This window comes from Christiangramia qingdaonensis (assembly GCF_048381525.1).
Taxonomy (GTDB): Bacteria; Bacteroidota; Bacteroidia; order Flavobacteriales; family Flavobacteriaceae; genus Christiangramia.
This window is the reverse complement of sequence record NZ_JBLWIM010000018.1, coordinates 131,566-157,760: the sequence shown is the minus strand read 5'-3', so window position 1 is coordinate 157,760 and position 26,195 is coordinate 131,566. Positions and strand designations below refer to the sequence as shown.

The 26,195-nt window shown below is 37.2% G+C and carries 17 protein-coding genes; 5 read left to right on the top strand and 12 right to left on the bottom strand.

The annotated features are described in order from the left end of the window. Nucleotides 1–37: 37 nt before the first annotated feature. From ACNI3T_RS14550 to ACNI3T_RS14530, 5 genes are all read right to left on the bottom strand, one after another. Nucleotides 38–1,027 (bottom strand): AAA family ATPase, encoded by a 990-nt coding sequence (locus ACNI3T_RS14550; protein ID WP_051201381.1) that lies wholly within the window; start codon nucleotides 1,025–1,027, stop codon nucleotides 38–40. Between the two features lie 105 nt (nucleotides 1,028–1,132). After that, nucleotides 1,133–1,429 carry a DUF3853 family protein gene (locus tag ACNI3T_RS14545; RefSeq protein WP_026914928.1) on the bottom strand — a complete coding sequence of 99 codons (297 nt, stop codon included), beginning with the start codon at nucleotides 1,427–1,429 and terminating at the stop codon, nucleotides 1,133–1,135. A gap of 246 nt (nucleotides 1,430–1,675) precedes the next feature. After that, nucleotides 1,676–2,692 (bottom strand): hypothetical protein, encoded by a 1,017-nt coding sequence (locus ACNI3T_RS14540; protein WP_418228448.1) that lies wholly within the window; start codon nucleotides 2,690–2,692, stop codon nucleotides 1,676–1,678. After that, the gene (locus ACNI3T_RS14535) at nucleotides 2,689–3,975 is read right to left on the bottom strand and encodes a site-specific integrase (protein ID WP_472272797.1); all 1,287 of its coding nucleotides are present in this window, start codon (nucleotides 3,973–3,975) and stop codon (nucleotides 2,689–2,691) included. Before ACNI3T_RS14535 ends, ACNI3T_RS14540 begins: the two co-directional genes overlap by 4 nt. A gap of 709 nt (nucleotides 3,976–4,684) precedes the next feature. Then, nucleotides 4,685–4,867, bottom strand: a complete 183-nt coding sequence (locus tag ACNI3T_RS14530) for a histone H1 (protein WP_418228447.1) — start codon at nucleotides 4,865–4,867, stop codon at nucleotides 4,685–4,687. A 302-nt stretch (nucleotides 4,868–5,169) separates the two neighbouring features. Between ACNI3T_RS14530 and ACNI3T_RS14525 the strand changes: the two genes are divergently transcribed. Further along, nucleotides 5,170–6,228 carry an acyl-CoA dehydrogenase family protein gene (locus ACNI3T_RS14525; RefSeq protein WP_418228446.1) on the top strand — a complete coding sequence of 353 codons (1,059 nt, stop codon included), beginning with the start codon at nucleotides 5,170–5,172 and terminating at the stop codon, nucleotides 6,226–6,228. Then, nucleotides 6,225–7,544, top strand: a complete 1,320-nt coding sequence (locus tag ACNI3T_RS14520; protein ID WP_418228445.1) for a PIG-L family deacetylase — start codon at nucleotides 6,225–6,227, stop codon at nucleotides 7,542–7,544. Before ACNI3T_RS14525 ends, ACNI3T_RS14520 begins: the two co-directional genes overlap by 4 nt. Here ACNI3T_RS14520 and ACNI3T_RS14515 read toward each other — a convergent pair. The 3 genes from ACNI3T_RS14515 to ACNI3T_RS14505 all read right to left on the bottom strand — a co-directional run bounded on the left by ACNI3T_RS14515 (nucleotide 7,463) and on the right by ACNI3T_RS14505 (nucleotide 10,316). Then, complete coding sequence (locus ACNI3T_RS14515) at nucleotides 7,463–8,650, bottom strand: glycosyltransferase family 2 protein (protein ID WP_418228444.1); 1,188 nt, start codon at nucleotides 8,648–8,650, stop codon at nucleotides 7,463–7,465. The two genes, ACNI3T_RS14520 and ACNI3T_RS14515, sit on opposite strands and share 82 nt — an antisense overlap. A gap of 202 nt (nucleotides 8,651–8,852) precedes the next feature. Beyond that, nucleotides 8,853–9,536, bottom strand: coding sequence for a type 1 glutamine amidotransferase domain-containing protein (locus ACNI3T_RS14510; protein ID WP_418228443.1), 684 nt, complete (start codon nucleotides 9,534–9,536; stop codon nucleotides 8,853–8,855). 177 nt (nucleotides 9,537–9,713) lie between these two features. Further along, entirely contained in the window at nucleotides 9,714–10,316 is a 603-nt protein-coding gene (locus tag ACNI3T_RS14505) for a hypothetical protein (RefSeq protein ID WP_418228442.1), read from the bottom strand. 239 nt (nucleotides 10,317–10,555) lie between these two features. On the opposite strand from ACNI3T_RS14505, the gene ACNI3T_RS14500 reads away from it, so the two are divergent. Next, complete coding sequence (locus tag ACNI3T_RS14500) at nucleotides 10,556–12,340, top strand: alpha-amylase family glycosyl hydrolase (protein WP_418228441.1); 1,785 nt, start codon at nucleotides 10,556–10,558, stop codon at nucleotides 12,338–12,340. 326 nt (nucleotides 12,341–12,666) lie between these two features. Further along, the gene (locus ACNI3T_RS14495; protein ID WP_418228440.1) at nucleotides 12,667–14,976 is read left to right on the top strand and encodes a glycoside hydrolase family 3 protein; all 2,310 of its coding nucleotides are present in this window, start codon (nucleotides 12,667–12,669) and stop codon (nucleotides 14,974–14,976) included. 151 nt (nucleotides 14,977–15,127) lie between these two features. Here the strand turns inward: ACNI3T_RS14495 and ACNI3T_RS14490 are convergent, their stop codons facing one another. The 4 genes from ACNI3T_RS14490 to ACNI3T_RS14475 all read right to left on the bottom strand — a co-directional run bounded on the left by ACNI3T_RS14490 (nucleotide 15,128) and on the right by ACNI3T_RS14475 (nucleotide 24,597). Next, nucleotides 15,128–19,066 (bottom strand): AsmA family protein, encoded by a 3,939-nt coding sequence (locus tag ACNI3T_RS14490; protein ID WP_418228439.1) that lies wholly within the window; start codon nucleotides 19,064–19,066, stop codon nucleotides 15,128–15,130. A 121-nt stretch (nucleotides 19,067–19,187) separates the two neighbouring features. After that, nucleotides 19,188–20,039 carry a universal stress protein gene (locus ACNI3T_RS14485; protein WP_418228438.1) on the bottom strand — a complete coding sequence of 284 codons (852 nt, stop codon included), beginning with the start codon at nucleotides 20,037–20,039 and terminating at the stop codon, nucleotides 19,188–19,190. Between the two features lie 313 nt (nucleotides 20,040–20,352). Then, nucleotides 20,353–23,376 carry an AAA family ATPase gene (locus ACNI3T_RS14480; RefSeq protein WP_418228437.1) on the bottom strand — a complete coding sequence of 1,008 codons (3,024 nt, stop codon included), beginning with the start codon at nucleotides 23,374–23,376 and terminating at the stop codon, nucleotides 20,353–20,355. Next, entirely contained in the window at nucleotides 23,377–24,597 is a 1,221-nt protein-coding gene (locus ACNI3T_RS14475; protein WP_418228436.1) for an exonuclease SbcCD subunit D C-terminal domain-containing protein, read from the bottom strand. Nucleotides 24,598–24,871: 274 nt separating this feature from the next. Here ACNI3T_RS14475 and ACNI3T_RS14470 point away from each other — a divergent pair, with 274 nt between their 5' ends. Continuing rightward, nucleotides 24,872–26,116, top strand: coding sequence for an NAD(P)/FAD-dependent oxidoreductase (locus ACNI3T_RS14470; RefSeq protein ID WP_418228435.1), 1,245 nt, complete (start codon nucleotides 24,872–24,874; stop codon nucleotides 26,114–26,116). The last annotated feature ends 79 nt before the right edge of the window (nucleotides 26,117–26,195 follow it).

The following is a 26,195-nucleotide window of genomic DNA, read 5'->3' as shown; positions in this document are numbered from 1 at the left end:
TATCAATATTTTAAACAAGTTTTAAATTCGGCGCTTTCTAAGAAATGTGCCATTTTTTCCTCCACCTTCTGATAGTCCTTTCATCGACATCAAAAAAATTCCCAATTACTTTGTTAGTTTTTCCAGCCTGAACTAGCTCTTCGAGTTTCTGCTTTTTCTCATCATCATCCTGAGATTGGAGATGATCTTTCTCGGAACCATAACCTGTAGAGTTAAACTGTAGAAAACAATCTTTCTTAACTAATTCACAGTTGATTACGTTTTCTGCACCATACTCAATTGGGTAATTTCTGTTTTTCAGTTGCTTTATATATCTAACGTTATCCCCCTGGGTAGACTCACCAATACAAAAGCAAAAATCTACAAAATTAGATAGCGCTTTAGAGCCTGCTAGATCTTCGAGTTGGATTGGACTGTAAATATCACGCTTAGGGGTATGGGCTACCAAAAGAATTGAAATATTCCTGCCTCTTGCAAGGTCTAGGATTAATTTCATCAAAGCCATGGCTTCATGACTTTTCTCATTGGTTGCAGATAGATACGTAATATTATCAATTATTAGAACATCAGCTTGATGTAGGTTAACGTTTTCTTTTACTGAACTCATCACTAATTCTTCAAAGGTCAAATTCTTGTCTTCTAGACTTTGATTTCTGTCTATTTCAGCTCTAATGCACATATCACTAAAACTATAACTATCTTCAGCAGTAGAGTATCTCCTTTGAAATGCCTTAGTGGATAATTCGAAATCACAATAAACTACCTTTTGAGCTGGTATATATACATCAGAAACAGTCCTTTCTCTTGAAATTGAATCTGCCAATTGCATAGCTAAGACTGATTTTCCTTTCCCTGTATTTGCGAATAAAATTCCTACTTCTCCCTGATGCCAAATAGTTCTATATAAAGGTTTGGGATCTGGCATTCTCATTCCTATTTTAATCCATTCATTTATAAGTTTAGATTCTAAAACATTTCTAGTTCTATCGGTATTATTTGTTTTTTTTCTTGAATTGTTATTTTTCATTTTAATAAGATTTCTAGTCAACAGAATTCTTATTTTTGTAATAGATCGAAAACGTTGACTAACGGTTAATGTTAAAAAGGATCGTGTTGGAGTACGATCCTTTTTTTATTTTGATTTTTTGATAAGTTCTAAGGCAAGTTCAGAATCCACGATTATTTTTCGTCCATCCTGAATAATGGCATCTTTTATTACACCAGATTTTTTAAGTCTACTAGCTTTAGATATACTTCCTCCTATTAGATTAGCAATGCCGCGTAATCCGTAAACGTATTTCGTGGGTGTAATTTTAGCTTCAGAATCTTTCTGATCACTGTTTGTTTTTTCAACATTTTTTTGGAGAAAAAGAAATTCTTTTGCTGTTAACTGAAATAAAGCCTTCTCTTTAATTGCTTCTAAATTCATAATGTCTTGTTTAAAATTAATAATGAACCGTATACATCGGTTTTAATGTTCGAACAAGGGTAAATCTAGAAACAATTCGACGTCTAATTTTGTCTAAATCAGTTGAATTGTTAAGCTTATAAAGTTTAAAATCAGGTATTTAAAATATTTATAAAGCTAATTTATGTCGTTTTATGTTATAGGCTGTTGTAGAACGCATTTTTTATCAAAATGACCTCATTAGATTGTTTATTATACTCAATGACTTTATAAATATATCTCTTTAAGTTTCAAAAATTCACTTTGAATTTCATTACGATACTTCTCATTATTTTGAAGTAAGTTTCCCTTGGTCTCGAAGGAACTTAGTGAGACATCTGCAAATTGACTTATTAGATGAGCGCTCCAGATCGTTTTCTCATCTTCAGTGCCTTCTATAAAATCTGCAAAATGTCTTATTGTAAAATAAAATTTTTCTTTTACTGAAGATCGTAGCTTTATTTTGTTGAACATGGAGTCTTTTTTCTGAAATATTTTCGTTAGTTCTTCTTCACTTAAAGGTTTAGCACAAAAAGTATTAATTAATCTGTGACATGTACCAAATACTTCAGGTTTGAAAATTGGATCCTTTTGATATTGAGGCTTTTCTTTATGATTTAATAAATAATTTTTTTCTAAATATTTGTAAACTTCATTCAATTCTCGAGTGATTTTTCCAAAATCTACCTCACAATATATCACTCTATTCTTCTCTTCTTTTTTATATAGCGTGTATGCATCGTTTACCCTAATTCTTAAAGCATTTAGTTCCTTGTTTAATAAAATTTCTTCTGAACGAAGGCTTTTCATTTTTGTGTGAGTCTCTTCATATTGATAACATAGACTTTCTAAGGATTCTCTTATATCCTGCAATTCACGTCTGCATCTGGTCGCCTTTTGATTTAGGATTTCATAGGCTTTTTCATGGGTTCTTAAACTGGATCTCACACACTCATAGGTGTCAAAACTTACTAATTGGTCTATAAACATTTCATGGAAGAATTGAACACGTTCAATCTTAGTTAAAATATTTTGCTTGATTTCTCCAATCTTTCTTTCATCTCTATTTAAAAAATCATCATCAAGTAGGGTGATTATGGAGTTAGCGCTATATTTTGACATTGCATAGCAATCTTTCAAATCAGAAAAATTTATTATTAGACTTTCTTGACTATTTACTTCAATCTTTTTAACAATATAAACAAGAGAGTTTAAAGCCTTTAAAAAACCACTAAAATTACTCATAATAAATTAAATTTTTCCATAGCGTTCTTCTTAGTTTTATCTGCAATATCTATATAGGGCTTCATTGCTTTATAGTCACTGTGTCCTGTCCACTTCATTACTACCTGGACTGGTATCCCAATAGACAATGCACTGCAAATGAAAGATCTACGACCAACATGTGTGCTTAAGAGCTCGTGTTTAGGTATAACTTCATCAATTCTTTTATTACCTGAATAATGCGTTAGAGTAACTGGAGTGTCAATTTCGGCCAAAGCTCCTAATTCTTTTATGTACTCATTTAGTTTTTGATTTGATATGACCGGTAGCGCTTTGTCATCTTTAAATGGAATATCTTGATACTTCTCAAGTATAGCGCTACTGTGCTTGTTCAATTCTATATTCAAACTATCAGAAGTTTTAACCGTTACTATTTCTATATGATTGTCTTTGATATTGCTTCTTCTCAAATTGTAGGCATCCGAATATCGTAAGCCGGTATAGCATAAGAATTTAAGTAAATCCCTAGTCTTTTCCAGATATAGTTTTGTTGAAGGAATTTTATAGTTGAAAATTTTAGCTTTTTCCTCCTCAGTTAAGAAAATTACGGGCTTACTTGAGTCTTTAATCTTCGGTCGAAAGCTTTTAAAAGAATCATTATTATGAAAATTTTTTTCAAAGCTCCATCTGAGAAACCATTTAAGAAAACCGAGTTGCTTTTTGACCGTACTATTCTTCATTTCTTTATCCTTCTGCAGATAGTAGATATAGTCACTCATTCCTTCTTCATCCAAGTCTTTGAAAGATAAATTTTGTTTAAACCCAAGAAGATGTTTTTTTACTGCTGAAAACTTGGTGAATGTAGCATTAGTCCAATTATTCAACCTCCCATTCTGACGAACAAATTCATCAAATACATCTTCAAATGAATTTTTAGATATTGGATTGCTTTCCGATTTACCCTTAGATTTAATCTTCTTAACAGCTTCTCGTATATCTTCTTTATTGGGAAATTTTTCTAATCTCTCATATTCGCTGAAAAGATCCTGGATAGAAACTTTCAATTCTAATAATCGAGAATTGATAGAGGAGGAGCTCTGACCTAATTTATTGAATGCTCCATTTTTCACTAGCTCCTTATCTGAATCCCATTTTTTTAAATCTATTCGGTAGCCTGTTTGGATATCTAAACGATCACCATCAAAATTAACTCTAAGTCGGATAGGAACATTTTCTGTAATAAGAATTCCTTCTCTCTTTCTCCTTTCAAGAGAAAAAATTAGGTTTCGTTTTATATGGATCATAATTGGAGTGTATAGTGACACCCAATATTACACCCAAAAATAGTGACATCAAAAGATATTTTATAAAACTTTATAACAGTGTAAATTTATAGACCCCATGAAATATGGGCTTTTGGCATTTTAGGAAATTCTATGATATGATAGGTGATAGAGCCTCTTTCTCCGCATAAAACCCCGTTATCTTTAAGATAATGGGGTTTTTCTTTTATGTAGTATTACCATTGAAATTTCAGCATCATTGATTTAGAAGTTAACCCTTAAGTAATTTTACAATTGAGGATTATTTCTTGAATTTCTATTCTTGTGATTTAGAAATGGTGATTGTTTTTAGCTTGAGTGTTCGATTTCGCTAAAATATACGAGTGAATAAGCTTGTTGCCTTAAACTACAACTCCAAACTTGCGAATGCTCATTACATATATACTTTGTATAGATAATTCTTCCAGTGTTTAGTTTATTTAATCAATTCGATTTGGCTCCTGGAATTTATAGCAGTAAGACTTAATCAACATAGCGCTCCTTGAAGAAACTAGAATATGAATGACATTTTGGGGTAGACGCTAGTTAGGGATCAAGTGAATGAAGACACTTGAATTAAGGCTTTTTGACAGAATTGCTCCTGGTCAATTTAGGTAGAATCGTACTTTAATGACTTGAAGGTGAATTGTAGCTTCTGTATAATAAAAAAAAACCTCCTTTAAAGGAGGTTTTAGTTTACTTTTTTTGATTCTGCAACAGATACTTTACGAAATTCTTTTAGAAGTTTTTCTAATTCTAAAGATGCTTTTCTGGCTCTGGTTCCAGCACTTTTATTACCACTCTCTAATTGAGTATTGGCTTCTGTCTGGAATGTTTCAAATGTTGATTGAATGTTTTCAACTAGATCTTTCATTTTTGAAATTTTTAGGTTAATGTGCGAAAATAGAAGATTTTTCCGGGATGCGGACTTCTTCCTGTATTTTTCGTAGCATCAATTGGCGATGAATATGATTCGGTTAAACCTGATTATTCCGAAGGCGCTTTTTTAATTAAGTGAACATTGGATATTTAATTTGATATAATTATAAATATTTACCGATAATTCTTCAGCTTCAGGTATACACGCGACAATATATTTTCAAGTGCTGATGATAATTTAGTATGATATTAACAAGGGAGTTGATGGGACATTTTATTTTTATTTAAAAAATAGGCATGCCCAATTTTGCAGATATTAATTCATGTTGTCGAAAGATCCCAGAAGATTCACGACATTTTCCAGCGATTGCAATGCAATTACTCCATGAACAATCATTGCTTCAAATCAATCTTCCGGATAGATTTCGTGAACAAGCTCAACGCATCCCTGTTTACGAAACTCTATTTAAGATTGGCAAATGCAATCTATCTGTAGGGCGAATTTATGAAGGTCATTTAAACGCCATCAAGCTTATCAAGGATCATGGGTCTGAGTCGCAAAAAGAGTATTTTTTCCAAAAGGCTAAAATTGGAAAATTATTTAGCGTATGGAATACAGAAATAAGTTCTGAAGCCCTTAGGGCACAAGTAATTGCAGATAAGCTTGAGCTTAATGGAGCAAAAACCTTTTGTTCAGGAGGACTACAAATTGATCATGCAATTATAACCGCTGAAGTTGAAGGAGCTAAACAGATGTTGATTCTTCCGCTTAAGGAATACCCGAAACTAACCGAAGATTGGTCCTTGTGGAATCCCACGGGAATGAAAAACTCGGTAAGTTGTCGAATCGATTTTTCGGGGATAGTAGTGTCAAGCGAACTTAAGCTAGGCAAATTAAATGCTTACCAGGAACAGCCGTGGTTTTCGGGTGGCGCCATGCGTTTTGCAGCGGTTCAACTCGGCGGGGCAGAGGCTTTGCTGCATTCCGCGATCAATCACCTGAATACACAAAACAAATCTAACGATCCGTACCAACAACAGCGTATGGGTACTATGGCAATACTGGTCGAAACTGGGAAATTCTGGTTAAAAAAAGCACAGGAAATAGATGATAATCAGCAAGATTATACTTCAGCTGAAATTGTGAATTTTGCAGATATGATGCGCAGCGCAATTTTAAATATTGTCGAAGAAATCTTACAGCTAACCGAACGTTCAATTGGTGTCCAGGGTTTTATGGAAAATCATCCTATGGAGCAGGTGTACAGGGATCTCAAAGTATATCTTAAACAACCAGGACCAGATCTTGCACTCAAAAATGTAGGAGCCTATACTTTTGATCATTATAAGAGATGAAAAACACCAGGGATCACATAGAACAAGCCCCATATTTAAATGTAGAAGGACTCCATAGAGACCTGGGAAAAGTGATCATTGTGGCTCCACATCCCGATGATGAAAGTCTCGGATGCGGAGGATTAATCGCTTATTTAACTGCTCAGAATGAAGAGGTATATGTGCTTTTTCTTACCAATGGAGATGCTTCACATCCCAATTCCACTAAATTTTCACCAGAAGACTTGGGGAAATTGCGAAAGTCTGAAGCGATCAATGCTTGTAAAATTTTAGGGGTAAAAGAGGAAAATCTCATATTCCTTGATGCTGGTGATGGGAAATTAGCTGAAAAGTTTAAAAATCATGATTCGGTCATAAATGAATTGAAAGAACTTTTTCAGCAGAAGGAACCGGACACTATTTTTGCACCCTGGCGTAGAGACCATCATATTGATCATGTTGCTGCTTACAGCCTGGTAGACAAAGCAGCAGAGAAAATGGCAATCACTATTGCTGAATATCCTGTCTGGCTCTGGAAAAAGGGAGAACCTGCCGACTGGCCCGCTGAAGATGAAGTTCTGGCTTTCAGATTACAGATAGATTCCGTAAAAGAAATTAAGAAAGCAGCGATCCTGGCTCATATAAGTCAGACGACAAATTTGATCGATGATGATCCGGAAGGTTTTATTCTTACTGAAGATCTTATGCAGCCTTTTATAGGGAATTATGAATATTTCTTTTTTCCAGCCGAATCTAAACCTGCAGTTAGTGAAACCTACTTCGAGAAATTGTACGCAAACAATGACGATCCATGGGATTTTGAAACTAGTAGTTACGAGCAGGAAAAATACCATAAAACTATTGCTTCGGTCTCAGTAAAGTCATTCGAGAATGCTCTGGAAATTGGATGTTCCAACGGAGTTTTCACCAAATTACTAGCTCCAAAATGCAAGAATCTACTTGCTGTTGATCTTAGTCAGGAAGCCTTAAAGTCGGCTATAAAAAGGTGTGCTTCGTTTTCGCAATGTAAGTTCATGCATTGGGATATTAGTAATGGTCTGCCAGGAAGTAATTATGACGCTATCTTTTTTTCTGAAGTAGGTTATTATTTTGATCTGAATAGTTTAGGTAAAATATTTAATGATATTACGAACTCTTTGCAGCCAGGTGGAATGTTGGTCATGGTGCACTGGACGGCATATGTGAGATCATATCCACTTACGGGACAACAGGTTCATGATAATTTCAGAAAAAATTACTCGAATCGTTTTAAACTGCTTAATTCTGAGCGAGCTGAGCTGTATATTTTGGAAGTCTGGGAAAAGACTGAAAAGTGATTTTCTAGCTCCTCAATAGCTTCAGTAATACTAATATCAGGATGGGCGGCATTCCATGGAGAATGAACCTTCAAAAATTTTTCCAGGTAAATGACCAGGGAATTACTACTATCGTGGTTTTCAATTAGCGATAGCAGCGTTTGTTTCTGAATTTTCAGTCGGTGTCCGATGGAATTCCGAAGTTCTTCAGAAGTCTGAGAGTAATATTGTTCTATTTCAGCAAAAGCAGTGAAGCGTTCTCTAAGTTTATCGTAGCCTTCAACATTTTCAGTTTTAGAAGCCGACCAGTTCTGGATCTGGGAACCAAAACCTCCCTGAACTCTGGATGAGCTACGGCAGGAAGTTGTAACCTTAGGCTCCATCGCATGTTTAATTGCATAACCAGAGCTTATAACTTTTTGATACAATGCGATATCTTCCAGACAGGCGATAGGAGGAATACCTCCTATATTCTTATAAACTGAATTTCGAATCGCCATGTTAGGTCCTGAATTATGTGAGTGCCTCGGCCAGGGATCAGATTGCTGCGGGTATATTTCACTCTCCAGTCTGCTTACCAGGTCAAGGTAATGCCTGTTTTCAAATAGATTCTTCTTTGCTTCAGCATTTAAACCTTTCATGTCTGGTGTGATCTGTCCGCATACCAGGTCTATTGGTTCGCTTTGAAGTTTCAAAAATGATTCAAGCCAGTTCTTATCAGCAATGGTATCAGCATCTGTCATGATGATAAAACCAGTATCATTAAGTCTTTCGCTGGCAAGATCCATTAAAACTCTCCTTGCAGCACCAACATTATTGATCACTGGATTAGTTGTTACATAATAATAAAACGGAAATGCTGGATTGAGTTCCTGAAAAAGTTTGCAAAGCTCTACAGTATGATCATCGCAATGATTGCATAAAACCAGAACTTCATATAGCTGGGTAGAAACGGCTTTATCCCCAGAAAGCTGATTTGCCAATGCCGTTAAGGTCTTCCAGATAGTCTGGGCTTCGTTCCTGGCAGGTATACAAGCACTTAACTTAATTTCTGGCGATACCGATGGAATTTGGTGGTTAAAAGCTTTTAGCTCCGTAACAATTTTAGAGATAGATTCAATTCTCACTGAAGGTTTTTATCCGAAAAATACTCATTTGTTCCGCTGAAATAATACAGCTTATAATGAAATTAACAAATGCAAGGGTTATGCTCTGATATAACATCCAGTTATTATGTATTGCTTTAATCTACACATCTTAAAAGCAAAAACCCTGATTTCTAAATCAGGGTTTTTGCTTTTTATATTGGTCAAATTAGATAATTCAAGATCATTTATTCCAGAAATCTACTAAGGCCTTTGCCGTAGGTTCTGCAGACAATGGATTTTGTCCGGTAATCAATAATCCATCAACTTCTACATGTGAAAGGAAAGGAGCGCTAGCAGTATGATATTCTCCTCCCAGTTCTTTTAGTCGGTTTTCGAGTGTATAAGGGATATTGTCCATTTTAAGAGACATTTTTTCTTCGAGATTCGAATAGCCGGTCACTCTCTTTCCTTTCAGTAAGTCAGGTTCAATTTCAGCAGCTTTGATTAGTGCCGCGGGTCCATGACAAACTGAAGCTACCGGTTTGTTACTTTCAATAAACTCCAGGATCAATTTCCCACTATCATGATTTGAGGCAAGATCGAACATGGGTCCATGCCCGCCAGGAAAGAATAAAGCATCATAAGTTTCTGCTGAAACTTCTGAGAGAAGTTTTGTATTATTTAATGCTTTTTGAGCCACTTCGTCGTCTTGAAATCTTCGATTCGAACTAGTGATATGTTCGGTTAGCTCGCTCATTGGATCAATAGGTGGCTTGCCACCCATAGGACTGGCGATCTCTATCGAGTAACCTTCATCTTTAAAAACATAATATGGATCTGTAAATTCTCCAATCCATAAACCAGTGGTGCTGTCGGTATTTTCCAATGCCTTGTGAGATGTCACCACCATTAATATCTTTTTCATAACGAGATTTTTTTGATTTAATTGAAATTACCAAAAGCCCCCGAAATTGAAGTTTTCAGTATCATAAATCATTTATAAATTTTCACAAACCTGAATTTTAAATCAGCCAAACGGTAGATATTTTTTTTACAGCAGAAATATTATTTAGCAACAATTCTCTGATTTGACAGCCCGAAGCTAGTTTGAACTATCCTTAAGTAGAAGATTAATATTCTCAAGTATATCTTCGAATCTGGAAATATCTTTATCCAGCACTGTCCTTATCTTTTCTTTCATCCTTAGGATATTTCCAGAATTATCATCAGCTCTTTCCAGGTATACAGTTCTAAAATATTTGATCTGGTTAGTGATATAGTCGCGATAATCTCCAAAGAAATTTGAATCAACCAGCAGCTGATTGAAATGTTCGAGATTCGCCGATTCATTTTTTGCATAATACCGGTTTAAAGCGACCAGATTCACTTTCTCCAGGAATTTATCATTCAGGGAAACTGATAGGACGGGGTCGACCACTTTGTCCAGATCCAGTGATTCTCGAAACTCCCGTAGATCTGCGCTAGCATGATGTATAGAAGATTTTAATCCGGGTAAGGATGATTTGAAGAAACGATGTGCATCTGTGGCCTTATCTGCTCGTTGAACCTTGTAGAGCCAGAATGCGATGATAAAGCCAAACAAGGTCAATAAAACTGCCGTGCCATCCATAAGCATCGACCATTGATTTGGATCCAGGCTCCATTTTTTGGATAGGATATAATACTGTTCTTTCTGTTGGATCACTACTGAATTTTAAATGTTTCAGCTTTTAAGATATGCAATATTCAGAATTAATTGATATTCCCATGTCCAGGATTATTTCTGAAGCTAAATTCTTCCGAAGTAGAAAAGGTAATGTGAATGGGCACTAGCTGAAGTACAAGTTAATGTAATGATAATTAACGTTTTGTAATAAGATCTGAAGTTACTTTTACCTCTTGTTTAAAGAACTTCAATTAAGGATCTAATTTTCAATAACTAATATGGAAACTATCATAAAACGCTCGTCGGGAATGGGCTGTATCATAAATGAAGGGCTTACCACCTTTCGTGTTTGGGCACCAAATGCCGAGAAAATATTCGTCACGGGAACTTTCAATGAATGGAACGACCATGACCTCGAACTTGTACATGAAGAAAACGGTTACTGGGCTGGTACGACCGATAAAGCAAAGCAAGGTGATGAATACAAATATGTCATCCACAATTATGGTGAAGCCTTCTACCGTAACGACCCTTATGCTTTTGAACTCACTAATAGCGATGGTAATTCTGTAATTCGTGATCTTAACTTTGATTTTGGTGATGCTCAATACCAGTTGCCCTCTTTCAATCAATTAGTAATCTATGAACTGCACGTAGGTACTTTCAACAGGAAATCGGCAGATATGGTAGGGACCTTTGAAGATGTTATTGAGAAGCTGGATTATTTAAAAGATCTGGGGATCAATTGTATAGAACTGCTTCCGGTAGCTGAGTTCCCTGGTGGGGAATCCTGGGGTTACAACCCGGCGCATCCATTCGCCATAGAACAGGATTATGGTGGTCCAAACGGACTGGCAAATCTGGTAAAAGCTGCTCACCAACGTGGAATTGGAGTGATCATGGATGTTGTCTACAACCATTTTGGCCCTTCAGATATGGATCTCTGGCAGTTTGATGGCTGGTCGCAGAATGATAAAGGTGGTATTTATTTCTATAACGACCATCGAAGCAAAACTCCTTGGGGTGACACCCGTCCTGACTATGGTAGGGAAGAGGTTAGACAGTATTTAAGAGACAATGCCCTCATGTGGATAGAGAAATATCGTTGTGATGGATTGCGCATGGATGCAACCTCTTATATTCGTTTTGAAGGTGGGGGACTGGGTGAGGACACTGCTATTGAAGAAGGAAACCAAATGATGCGTGAAATCAATGTTGAAATTCAGGAAAAATATCCTCATATTATTACTATTGCTGAAGATCTTAAAGGTCATGATATGGTAACCGATACTATTGAAAATGGAGGCATTGGTTATGGTTCCCAATGGGATATGAATTTCGTGCATCCCGTTCGTGAAGTCCTCACAGATACGCATGATGATAGCAGGGATCTGGAAAAGATCGCTGGTGCATTGCAGTTCGTGCAAAGCAATGATGCTTTTAAGAGGGTCATATATACTGAATCTCATGATGAAGTCGCTAATGGAAAAGCAAGGGTGCCTGAAGAGGTTCAGCCCGGTGATGCCGAAAGTACTTACGCTAAAAAACGAGCGCTGCTAGGGATTGTACTTACGCTTACTGCTCCAGGAATTCCCATGCTTTTTCAGGGTCAGGAATTTATGGAAGATTCTTATTTTCAGGATACCGTAGAACTTAACTGGGAGAAATTAGAAAAGCATCAGGGGATTTCCAGATTGGTTAGTGACCTTATTAAAATAAGAACAGGTGAAATCGCGGGCTATGAAGGTCTAAGACAACAAGCTATTGAAATCATACACTTAAATAACGATTCTAAAGTTCTGGCATATCTTCGAGGCGAAGAGAACTCCAAAGTTTTAATAGTTATAAACTTCAGTAATACAGATTATACTGAGTACAACCTGAGTCTAGCGGAACAATCTAACTGGAAACTGCGTTTAAACACAGTGGCTATAGAGTATGATGATGATTTTTCAGAAATGAAAGTCCATGACCCGGAAATTCATGCAGAGAATTTAGAAGAAGCGAACATGGGAACTTTTGAGATCCCAGGATACTCCGCACTCATCTTTACTCAGGGTTAATCATAAGTTAAATATTCCCCCCTTTCAGGGGGGATTTAATTGATAGGTAATGTTTTAGCGCTTTCTCTTAATAGGTATTTAAATTTCTGACTCCTACGTCTTAAACTGTATTTTCATATAGAATCCTGAACAATTTCGTATACAGGCATGTACTAAAAATTAAGCTTTAGATTATATCTTAATACAATCCACAACTTAGGATATAGCAAATCAAAGCATCTATCTTCATATGACTTCGAGCTTTTTGAGATCCGGTTTGAGAGTTAAAATGGAATTATAGGATATTATTATATTGCATGTAATATTTACCATAAACCAATTATAGAATGTTCAACAGATCTTTTCTCGTCTTATACCTGATTTTAGGAGTACAGCTTAGCCTCGCTCAAGAGGTGAAAATACTAACAAATAGTAATGGAATGACCCTGGGATATAGTCAAAGCTCAGGAATAAAGATTCTTGAAGTAAATGGAGAATTTTTTAAGGATCTTAACAGGAACGGTAAATTAGATCCTTATGAAGATTGGCGAAATTCGGTAGATGAAAGAGCGAAAGATCTTGCTTCAAGAATGTCTGTAGAACAAATCGCCGGTCTTATGCTTTATAGTGATCATCAAAGTATACCCGCAAGACCTTATGGTTTTGGAGCCGGTACTTATAATGGAAAACCAATTTCTGAAAGCGGAATGAAGGCTTCAGATATTTCCGATCAGCAACTAAAATTTTTAAAGGAGGATAATCTAAGGCATATTTTGATTACCTCGGTACAATCTCCGGAAGTCTCTGCTAAATGGAATAATAATGTTCAGGCACTTGTAGAAGGAATTGGACTTGGAATACCCGTAAATAATAGCTCAGATCCGCGCAATACGGCTAATGTAACTTCAGAATTCAATGCCGGAGCTGGAGGACAAATATCTTTATGGCCAGATGGTTTGGCGATGGGAGCAACATTTGATCCAGATATCGTAAAACAATTTGGGACTATCGCTTCTCAGGAATACCGGGCACTGGGTATTACTACAGCTTTGTCGCCTCAAGTAGATCTTGGCACAGAGCCCCGATGGTATCGAACCACTTATGTCTTTAGTGAATCTCCGGAGCTGGTAAAGGATATGGGTAAAGCATATATTGAAGGTTTCCAAACTTCCAGTGAAGCTTCTGTCATCAGTAATGGTTGGGGCTTTGAAAGTGTAAATGCAATGGTAAAACACTGGCCTGGAGGTGGTCCCGAGGAAGGTGGACGTGATGGGCACTGGGCCAATGGAAAATTTGCCGTTTATCCAGGAAATAATATTCAGGATCATCTTAAACCCTTCACGGAAGGTGCGTTTAAACTGGAAGGAGGAACTGGAAAGGCTTCGGCGATCATGCCTTATTACACAATTAGCTATGATATAGACGATGTGTACAATGAAAATGTTGGAAATGGGTTCAGTAAATATCTAATTTCAGACTTGCTACGCGATACATATGGCTATGACGGAGTGGTTTGTACAGATTGGGGAATTACCCATGATGAAGGGCCGATGCCAGATACGTTTGCAGGAAAACCATGGGGCGTGGAAGGTCTTTCTGTTGAAGAAAGGCATTACAAAGCGATCAAGGCAGGAGTTGATCAATTTGGAGGAAATAATGATAAAGCCCCTGTATTGGCCGCATATCGTATGGGAGTCAAAGAATTTGGGGAAGACTATATGCGCAAAAGATTTGAGCGTTCTGCTGTTCGTTTGCTGAAGAATATATTAAGAGTAGGTTTGTTTGAAAATCCATATGTCCAATTGACGCAAACAAAAACTATCGTGGGCAGCCCTGAATTTATGAAGCAAGGATACGATGCACAGTTAAAGTCTATTGTTTTGCTTAAAAATAAAAATCAGATCCTTCCGAGAAAGGAAAAATCTACAGTTTATATTCCGAAGATTTATACGCCATTGGAAACAGGCTGGTTTGGTAATGCCACTCCTGCCAGTTTTGAATATCCTGTTGATACAAGCCTTGTCAAGAAGTACTATAATTTAACTGATGATGCGAGAGAGGCAGATTTTGCTATAGTTTTTGTAAGAAGTCCGCAGACGAAGGAAGCAGGCTACAGTAGAGAGGACAGAAAGCAGGGTGGAAACGGATATGTGCCAATTTCCTTGCAGTACGAAACATATACCGCTACCAATGCTCGAGAGCAAAGTATTGCAGCTGGAGATCCAGTCATAGATCCGGAGGTCAAGAACCGTTCTTATAAAGGAAAGACCAGTACAGCATCTAATATTATGGATCTAAGAACAATTCAGGATACTAGAATGATTATGGGCGACAAGCCAGTAATAGTCTCTGTGACAGCAGATAAACCTATGATATTTTCTGAATTTGAAAAGCAGGTGGAAGGTATCGTTCTAAATTTCGGAGTATCGACACAGGCTGTTTTGGATATAATATCTGGTAAGCATGAACCTTCGGGACTACTTCCAGTGCAGATGCCTGCAAGCATGAAAACCGTAGAGGAACAAAAAGAGGATGTTCCCTACGATATGATTCCATATAAAGATTCTGCTGGTAATATATATGATTTTGGTTACGGTTTAAATTGGAGCGGAAAAATTGAAGATGGAAGAACCTATAAATATGTAAAAGGTAAATAAAGATTTTTGGCTTTGCAAGAATAAGGTATCGTTGAAACATTCATCATTGCCTGGTATAAAAGCAAGTAGGTATCTCATTAAGAAAGCTTAGAACACTAATTGATAGGACGCGAATAGGAAGGCTAAGTTGAAAAGTATAATCTTTCAATCACTAATTGTTTTTTAATTCGCGATTCCACAATCGAAAACGTGTTCTCAGCTTTCGTTCCTTTTCTTCGTTGCTTTCTTTATTCTGAATTAGATGAAGGTAAAACTTAGCTCCTGCTTCCTGATAGGTTTCCTTTTCAGGTAATTGAATTCCGTCATTCGACTTTAAATTTTTCCAGGGTAGGGAAAGCCAGATATCAAAATATTCGTCCAACTTGAATTCTCCTTCCGCATACAATTGCAAAGCTGAAGATTGTATTTGCGTTCTTGGAACTTTTACTACACCGTTTTCAATTCTGAAAGTTTGAGTTATTGGTCTGAACCTTAAGTTTTCAAAACGTTCTTCTTTCATTAGAACTACCGACTCCAGAACGGGTTTAAAATCGTAAAGTTCCAGATCTTGCAGATCAAAATCTATGGTGCCGTTTAGTGAGTTGATATCTATATTTCCGTTGGATAATAACCTGGTTCTGGCATCAATTTTTAGATCAAGTGTGCCTGCAATTTTTTCGGCAGAACGTAATTCTTCTATATTCAAATAATCAAGATCTGCTATTAGCTTCTGAATATCTATAGCTTTGATCTCTGTCTTCAAATGTACTGGAAGCTCTTCCGAAGTATCCACGCTGGCTAACAGATCAACATCAATTGATCCCTGGTGGTAACTAAAATTTGTATTGTTCAGTTTAAAATTGCCTTCAGTATCAAAACTCAATTTGGCATTAAAGTCTGAAACCCCAAGCCCTTCAAGTATAACACTGTCCAGGGCGACAATGGCAGTTGGAAAGTATGAATCATTAATATTTCTTAGAATTTCTTTGAGATTAGTGACCTTAAATTCAGATTTATTCTTCTTTTTTCTCTTTGAGGAATCAGAACCTATAAATTCAGCAATATCCTTACTATCCAGGTATGGCGATCTAATCATGAAATTAGAAGTATGGGCAAGTTCCGACTGTTCATCATTAATAAAATTCGAAAAATGATCGATAGTACCTGTGATATCGATCGAACTTTTACCGGGAAGATCTACATCGAGTCGATCAAGAGTTGCGAGATCATTTTTAATGATTAAATGCAAACTATCTACAGGAATTTCAAGATCTGTTTCATTGATCCTGACCAGTGTCGCACCAAGTTTAAGATCTCCTTCAGCATTAGAATTAAGAATACTAAGATCCTGTGCCCGGCCCTGGTAACTTCCCGTAAACTCAAAATCACCAGAACTTAGTTCAAAGTTTACAGTATTAAGAAGCTCGTTAAGATTTTTCGATTTCCCCTGCATAGCCAGGGAAAACTGGAAGTCAAAAGGATTTTCATTTTCAGTATTAATGACCGGTTCCCTTGCAGTGATAGAGCCCTGAATATTAGCGCGCGTCTCTTTGAATTTCAGATTGAGGTCATCAAGCTTGAGGATTGAGTCATTCTCGAAATTCACGATAGCTTTAAGATTTTCAGAAATAAGATCATTGAATTTTACTGAGTCCAACTCAATCTGGATCTTTGGATGAAATTTATAGATATCCTGAAATATGTTTGAAACATGTGTATTCTTGTTGATATCCTTCAAACTGTCTCGCTCCATTTCAGCAATGGATTCCAGCCACTGGTCAACATCGATATAATCTGCATCCAGCTTTACAGCAATACTTCCGGTATCAGTATCCTCCTCCAATAGAAATGAAGCGAAATCTGTTATCTTACTCTGTAGATAAATGGGGTGATGACCTATAGTTTCCAATGCAAATCGGTCGATCTGAATATTGCTTTTCTCAATTCCTACATGCAAAGTGTCCATGGCAAATTTCAGTTCAGCCTCAGGATAGTAAAATTCTGTACCAGATAACTGGAGATCCCCTTCAGCGTTTCTCAACAACTGATCGAAATACTGAACGTTACCCGTAAATTTACCTTGAAAAGCAAAATCACCCTTGCGCAAAGAAACCAATTTGATATTGAAAAGATCCTGAAAAACTCTAATTGAGCCTTTCGAATCTGCGGTTACATCTATGAATATAGGCTCGCGATTATTCTCTTTGACTTCTGGAACTTGAACACTTCCTGAAAGTAAAGTTTCCGCATCCTGGTAATCGAACTGAAGTTGATCGAACTGGATAACTTCAGAACTCTTCAAATGTACTCGGGCATTCAAATTCTGAAATAAGTTATCATGGTAGATCACAGAATTTATATTGAGCTGAAAGCCGGGTCGAAATTTTTTATAGATCGCAGCGAGTGTTTGGTGCAGTGTCTTTAAATTATCCTGATCACCTTTATTTTCTGAAGTAAATTTAGTTGCCGTATTGATGAGGTCATCAAGATTAAGTGCATCGGAGTTCAAAATTAGACTGGCCTCTGCAGGCGCTGAAGGGTTCGAAGCCATTAATGCGGAAACATTCTTTACAGTACCCTGAAAATTCAAACTTTCCCCATTGGGCAGGTCGATCTGTAATTGTTGAAGAGTGGAATTATTATGATCCAGTTTTAGATCAAGTCGCTTGAGTGGTAACTGAACATTATTTTCCTTTAATGCCACCCGAGTATTTTCCATCGTAAATGTGCCATTCGCAGCATTAAGGATCATATATGGATCATCGATATTGCCATCTATTGTAGCATCCAGAGAAAACTGCCCGCCTTTAAAACTGAAATTCTCATGATCAAGAGCCGTGGCCATGGTTTCATTAGAACCCTTGACCTGTACATTGGCCTTAACCTGGTTTCTTAAGTTTGCCGTAGACTGGTAATAACTGTCCTTAGCACTTACCTGTATATCATCCAGGTTCGCTGAAAAATCCTTGAAATAAAGCTTAATATCTCGCTTCCCGGGTTGTTCTGCGAGGGAGTCTACCGAATTTAGATTGTTAGTGAGTGTTCCGTGTGATTCTACATTTTCCAGTTCAAGTTCTTCGAATAGTTGAATTTTGTTATTATTTGTGCTGAAGTCGACATGAATGAATGGAACGTTCCCGTATGCAAATTTTCCTTTTAGTTTCAAATTGGTAGCGATGGGATCCTGAAGCTGGTATGGTTTTACCTTAGCGGCCAGGGAATCTGCCAGGAACTGCTGGATCTTCTTGAAATCTGTTAGTTCATTTTTTAAACTGAATTCGTATTCTGTAAGTTTATTGAAAAAGAATCGAGCTTCCGCTTCAAAATTTTGATCATCCAGCTGAAGTTTAAAAGCTGGTATACTCAGCGTATTACTGGATTTTTTCAGTTCAAATTCAGGACTTCCCGTTGCCAGGGCTCCATTGATAAAACTACCTTTTTGCGTATTGAATCCAAGATCGTTGATTAAAACCTCGTAGTTAATATTTCCACTGATGATTTCGTCACCGGATCTAACCTGGCCGGAGACGTTTTCTGCAACGAGATCAAAATACTTATGAAGGATCTTATTTTCAGCTATAAAGTGAACGTTCTGCAGTTGAAAATTGGTTTTTTCAGGATGAACCCAGGAGGGAAGATCAAATCCGCTGTTCTGTGCGAGCTGCTTTTTTAGCTTTAGTTCTATATATTCCTGTAGATTCTTTTCTGTAAGAACTTGGGTGTGAATACTCGCATTTCTAATCCTTATATTACGAAATTGAATATTCCCCCGCATAAGGTCTTTTGCGGCAATATTCACATCTGCTCGAGCTAACTTAATGATGGTTCTCTTATCCAGAATGGTATCAAAACTACTTTGTTTGACATCTTCTATACTAAAACCAACATTTGGAAAACCGGTGATGAAATTTGCGTTTACTTCTCCAATTTCCAGAGTTCCATTACTATTCGCTTCATACCAAATTTGAAGCTCATCGATCAACAGGTCCCGACTAAACCATCCCAATGTAAATAGAAATATTGGCGCAATAAATAGCAGACCTAATGCTATTAGTATGCGTTTGATCCAATTCGGCTTTTTTCTATTATTTTTCTTGCTGGTATTATCCACAGATTTGGTTGAGCTCTTTCCAGGTTAATCAGGTGAAATCTTAGTGATCCAAAATACATTAAAAATGAATTGGTTCCACATTTTCATATGAAACCAATGTAGGTCGCTATAAATAAAATTCTTAGCGTATTTCCTTCAGAATAAGCACTGGTAATTTTGGATCAAAGTCGATATCCTCAATAGCTGCTTTATTAAAAATCTTTCCGAAGAATCCTTGTTTTCTTTGATACAGCGCAAGAAAATCACTTTCCCGGCTTTCAATAAACAAATGCACTCCGGTTGTAGGACTGGTTTTGGTAAGCATATGATAACTGGTATTTACCTTGGCCAGTTGCTTCAACAGGTCTTCTTTATTTTTCTCCTGTTCAGTTGAGAGCGCTTTCCCTTCCGTATTGATATAGAGTACTCTTATGGAACATTCTGTATTTTGAGCAAGTTCTATGAGATGTTCCAGTTCGCTTGGCTTAAAGGGCTTGCGTAAATTTGTTGGAAACACGATTTCTAAATTAGGATCTACCGCTGTTTCATATTTCTCCGGGATTACCAGTACCGGGCATTCTTTGATCTTTTCAGTGATCTTGGAGATCTTATTGTTCTCTGCAGTATTGATTCCTGCAGTATCGCCGGGCGAACCTACAATGATCATATCTATTCCAAGCTTATTCACCTGCTCCTGTATTCCCTCAACCAAACTGCCATCAAAACTTATCTGTTCAAATTTATGTTTTTGATTCTCCTTTCTAAAATTCAAGCCCTGCATGATTCTGGCAAGTCCTTTTTCAGAAACAGATGCATTGGTTTCCTCATCATCTTCTTTGTGGATGGACATCGCTTCACTTAATGAACCGCGAGAGCTATAAACGTTGATTAAATAGAATGTACATGGAAATTTCTTGAACAGCTTCATGGCAAAGATCAATGCACTCCATGAGTGTTTGGTGAAATTAGTAGGGACTAGGATCTTCTTTTCCATAAATAATGTGTGTAGTGGACAGTTTGAGTAAATATAATTAAACTCCTTGGTATGAAATTCAGCATTGCAGTCACTTTGTGATAAATTCTGCTGAAATGAGAGGGAATCGTGAGATTCGTTGCTTTTGTGTTAATTATTTAACCAATAGAGTCGATTCCCATAAAACCCTGACTTACAAATTGTCGTAAATATATTGAGACTAAAAAGAAGGAGGTATATATGTAGAGATAAAATTTTAAAACTATGGTTCAATTTTTAATTTTTAATCATTGAATTAGCCTAAGACAAAGCCGGAGAATCCGGCTTTTCTCTTTTAACTTATTTCCAGGCTACTATAACCCTGTCCATTTCTTGTCAGTTTTATTTGCGTGGAAATTCTCTCTTTCAGTGAATCCACGTGACTTATAATTCCAATGGTCTTAGAACTTTCGGCCTGTAACCTTTCCAGGGTATCCAGGGTTTGATCCAGTGTTTCAGGATCCAGCGTTCCAAAACCTTCATCGATAAACAGACTATTAATTTCTACATTTTTAGAAGCAAGATCAGACAATGCCAGCGCCATGCTCAGGCTAAGTATAAAAGTTTCTCCGCCAGAAAGGGTTTTGACAGATCTTCGCTGACCACCCATATGCTGATCAATTGCTACGAGTCCGTCGTCTTCTTGTGCTTCCGGTTTATCTATAAGATAGCGATCATTGAGATCTTTTAATCGAACGTTGGCAAGACTTAGTAATCTTGATAAAGTAAGATCCTGGGCGAAATCGTTGAATTTTTTTCCTTTAGAATCTCCTATAAGTTCATTAAGAATACGCCATCTTTTACTCTGTTTTTCCTTTTCTGAGATTTCCTTTTGCAGTTTTGTTTTACGATCTATATTCTCTTCGTAGTTTTTTAAGATTCTATCGATCTCTTTACAAGCAGTATCCATGCTACCCAGTTTAGTTGTCTTGTCTTCCAGCTGTTTTTCGAGTATCGAACGCTCTTGTTCAGGTTCGATCTTTTTCAATTTTGATAGCTGTTCCAATAGTGTTTTAGCAGAAGCATTAACACTGGTCAATCGATCGGTGATCTGCTGTTTTTCTTTTCTATAGTTGCTGGCTTCAGATTCGGTTAACAAAAATTTCCTGGCAGCTTCTATACTTTCAAAATCATTTTCCAAGCAGAAGCTTTTAAGTTCGCTTTCTACTTTCTCCTGGTTTTCTATGTTTCTGGAATGTTGAGAAGTAATAGTTTTCAGTTGCTCTGTAAGGCTATTTCTTTCCTGAAGCAGTCTGATCCAGTTTGTATGCAGTTGCTGTACATCATTTTGAATATTCGATCCTGAATAAAGGCCATCGATCTGTAATTTCAGGTTTTTACCCGCATCGATAATTTCCTGAATTTCATCCACGATAGGCAGCGCATTCTTGTAAGAATTGCTAAGACGCGAAGACCTTTCCATGTTCGCCAGATCCTGAGCTTTCTCTTCCAGGCTGTTCTCGTATTCCTGAAATTCTTCATTGGTCTTTAAATTGCTGAATTCTTCATAATTAGTACTTAAACGCTGAATTTGCTCTTTCTCCAGTTGCTGAAGTGCTTTCAACTTTTCAGAATACTCTCTGAAATTTTTCCTGATATTTTCCAGTTTAGACTCTTCACGGGTTAGTAATTCGCGGGAACTCTCGTAATTCTTTGTCAGGCTGGCAATTTCAGTTTCCAGAACTGAAGCACTACCTGCATTTTCTTCTGCAAGAGGATGATTTGTTGCTCCACAGAGAGGGCATGGTTTTCCATCCACAAGATTCTTTCTGTGTTCCTCCAGGCTCGCACGTAACTTCAAATTTTCAAGGCTAAGCTGCTTGTTTGCCAGATCGGACTTTAATAAAGCAGTGTCTTTTGATAGTTTGTCGATCTTTTCAGGTGCAGATTTAAGTTCAGGTTCCAGAATTTTCAGTTGCTCCATTATTGCGGCAGACTCCTTTCTGCTATCCTGAAGCTCTATGAAATAACGGTAAGCATCCCGCGATCGCTTCTGAAATACTCGTAGTTTTTCCTTTTCTTCTGAAATATCTTCGATTCTCGCAATTTGATGTTTCTGAAGTAGCTTGTCTAAATCCGAAGAAATAGTACTAAAAGCAGTCTTGAGATTCGATTTTAACTCAGCAGGATCATCACTCACTGAAATTTCCGTATCTCGTAATTCTGTCTTCAACTGTTCCTTTCTGGTAGTGTAAAGAGAAAGTTTATCTGCTCTTTTTTGCTGTAGATCTAGCACTCGTTGTCTAAAATCGAATATGCCTTTTTCCAGATTTTCTTCTGAAAGTTTTAATCTTGTAAGCGCTGAAGCGTTTTCCAAGAGCTCATCGATATGTTTTTTTGTAGAAATGAGCTTATTAGAGAGTCTGGACCTTTCAGCTTCCAGTTCCTTTATTCTAGCTATGTTTTGAGACCATTCCCGAAATCCTTCAGCTTTCGGTTCGATCTTCTCATGCAATTTTAAAAGTTTTCCCTGTTCATTTTCGAAATCTTCCAGTTGAGATTTAGCTTTTGCTTCCGAAGATTTTAAATTAGAAAGTTGCGATTCCAGGTCTGAGACAGATTTTTTCAGCTCAATAGCTTTTTTTAAACTTTCTATTTCAGATCTCCAGTTTTCACAGGTCTGTGATTTTTCCTTTAGATCTTGCTTTTTCTCGGCAAACACTTCATCGCTAAGCAAATTTTGATCTATGATTCTTATCTCGTTCTGCTGCTGAATGATCTCCTGGCTGGCTTCCTTATTTTTTTCAAATGCTCTAATTCCAAGTTGTCGATAGATGCCGGTTCCAGTGATCTTCTCCAGTAATTCACCTCGTTCATCTTTTTTTGCTCTCAGGAATTGGGCAAATTCACCCTGCGCCAACAACACAGCTTTTATGAACTGATCATAATTGAGTCCGATCAATTCTTCATTCTTACCTGGAATTAGCGACTTTTTTAAGTCAATTAATTTGCCGGACTGATGATCATGAAGTTCCATTTCATAATCATTTAGATTGTTGTTTCGGTTGATCTCTATCGTCCATTGGGAACTATAGATCCCGGAATTACAGCTATAGGTAATGCGAGCCATCGCGTTTTTCTGATTCCGGGTAAGGATTGCTCCTTTGGTAGCGATCTCGTTCTTGGTGATCTTTCCCAATCTGGGCACATGATTAAACAATGCCAGAGAGATCACATCGAGAATACTGCTTTTCCCGCTACCAGTAGGACCGGTGATGGCAAAAAGCGAATTGGTGGTAAAAGGTTCTTTGGTAAAATCGATACTATGGTATCCCTTGAGGGAATTAATATTCTCGAATTCTATTTTTAGGATCTTCATTTAAATGACGTTGTTTCCAGATTGAACATCTTCCAGTATTTCATCAAAAGCAGCCATCATCTCATTTTGATCATCTTTAGAGTATTGGTGAGTGGCTATTAATTCAGCAAAAACATCTTTAGGCTTTAGGTCTTCCAATTGCTGGTCCTGGTCATACAACTGGGAACTACCTTCAATCTGATTTTTAAACTGAACACGCTGTTTTACGATCTCAAATCCATCGGTTTTAAATTGATCTACTAACTGGTCCAGCGCATAGACTTTTTGTGCGTCATACTGTTCTTCAACCAAGTCTACTTCTATTAAAGATTTTAAACTGGAGTTATCCTCCAGTGAATTAAGTTTTAATTCCAGTTCGCTAAGATTTCCACTCAACTTAATAAGCTTTCTGAAACTCGGAATCGTAATGCTTTCTGGTTCATAATTGGTATCGGTATCCAGTAACAGAATTCTTTTTTCATCAGATCTTTCACTAAAACTAAGCGGAAATGGAGAACCACTGTAGAAAACAGGTTTTTCTGCAGATACTCTTTGAGGTTTGTGAATATGTCCCAATGCGAGATACTCATAATAACTTCCGAATTGTGACGCCCGGAAAGCAGCAAGATTTCCAATTTGTATGTCTCGTTCACTTTCTGAAGATTCGATTCCTGCTGTATATAAGTGTCCCATGGCGATAGCAGGGATTCCCGGGTATTCTTGCTGGCAAAGTGCTGCAGCTTCATTAAATACTCTTTCAATTCCCAATCTTATAGCTTCAATCCTATCTTCATGATTAGAAGCCTGTTCACCACTTCTAAGATCGGCATCGCGTAAGTAGGGAATCGCAGCGACCACCAGTTCTATTTCCCCATTACTATTTTTTACCGGAATGATGACTTCATCCAGATCTTGCGGGAGACCTCCAATAACACTAAGATCTAAGGCTCGCATAATTTCCTGTGGAGCGTCCAGCATTGCCGGAGAATCGTGATTCCCACCGGTGGCAATAATCTTGCAATTAAGTTTTTGTAAGCGAATGAGTGCGCGATAGTATTGTCTGCGAGCTTCAGAAGACGGGTTCGCCAGGTCAAAAATATCCCCGGATATCAAGAGCAGGTCTACCTTTTCAACTTCTATAAATTCTGTAAGCCAGTTGATAAATAGATCGAAGTCTTCACTAAGATCATGTTTAAGTAATTTCTTTCCAATATGCCAGTCGGCAGTATGAACTATTTTCATGCAAAAATTTTATAATGCTAATGTAAGCTGCACCTGTGACAGATCTTGTCGTCGCAAGTGAGGAGTCGTTGAATTTCAGGTAAGAAATTCACGAAATCAAGATAGGGAAATTTGAGTTTCAGGAAAACCGGAAACATTTAAAATAGCAGGTTTTTACCAACAATTTTGACAATAAAGATCTGCTGGCGACCATGAATATTAAAGTAGTAATCTTGAGAATGTTAACAATTCTATAGAACCTTCTGCTGCTTTTTAGTTTTACATTTGGGTTGTTATGGAAAAAGAAGATTACAGTATTAATATTATTGGAGCTGGTTTAAGCGGACTCGTTGCAGCCAGGGTGCTTGAAGATCATGGGTATCAACCAACGATTTTTGAAGCCGAAAGTTACGTAGGAGGAAGGTTGCGAACATTTGAAGTGGAAGGTTACAATCTGGACAGAGGTTTTCAGGTAATGTTGAGTCAGTATCCAAAAATTCAGCAATATCTTGATCTGGAAGCTTTGCAGCTTCAAAAGCTGAAGCCCGGCGCAGTGATTTATAATAAGCGTGAAAGTACCAGAATTGGAGATCCTACCAGAGATATTTCGGCATTAATTCCAACGATTTTCTCTAGTATCGGTTCCATTTCAGATAAATTCAAAGTGCTTAAACTTAACCTTGAACTTAAGAAACTAGGCCTTCAGGAAATTTTCAGTAAAGAAGAAACCACTACGCTGGAATATCTTCAGCATAAAGGGTTTTCAGAAAAAATGATCAGTAATTTCTTCAGACCTTTTTTCTCCGGAATCTTTCTCGAGCCAGACTTGAAAACTTCCAGCAGAATGTTTGAGTTCGTCTATAAAATGTTTGGGGAAGGAGACGCGGTGATCCCGAAAGATGGAATTAATGCGATCCCGATGCAACTTTATAAAAGGCTGAAGACTACTAAAGTGAATTTTAATTCCAGGATCAATCAGGTAACTGATGATGTGCTGACGCTGGAAAATGGTGAGCAGGTGAAATCTCATTTTACCATTATTGCTACGGAAGCAAGTTCTATGGTAGCGAATCTTCGGGGGCAAAAGCAGGACTGGAAATCGTGTCGATGTCTATATTTTACCGTGGAAGAGGATGTCATTGGGGATGCGATCATAGGTTTACAATCTGATAAGGAGAAACTGGTCAATAATATCTTTTACCATTCTTCAATTTCAAACAACAATGCTTCAGAAGGAAAGCTGTTATCGGCAACAATTGTACGTGATGTAGAATACAGCGAAGAAGAATTGGTGGATAAAGTTTCAGAAGAACTAAAGTTTGAATTTGGCATTAAAACGATCAAATTTTTAAAACAGTTCTATATTCCAAAGGCGCTTCCAGACTTGAAAGATATTCAGTATGAACTGCAATCTACGGAGGCCCGTTTGAGTACACAGGTTTTCCTTGCCGGAGATCAACTACTAAATGGTTCCCAGAATGCAGCTATGCTTAGTGGTGAGCGCGCAGCTTTAGGAGTGATCGAAGTACTGGAAGGATAAGAACCTGAGATCGAATTCTTTTCTGAATGATTGAATTAATATCAGGTAAAACCTTAATTCCGCTTTCGCTTTTCAGATT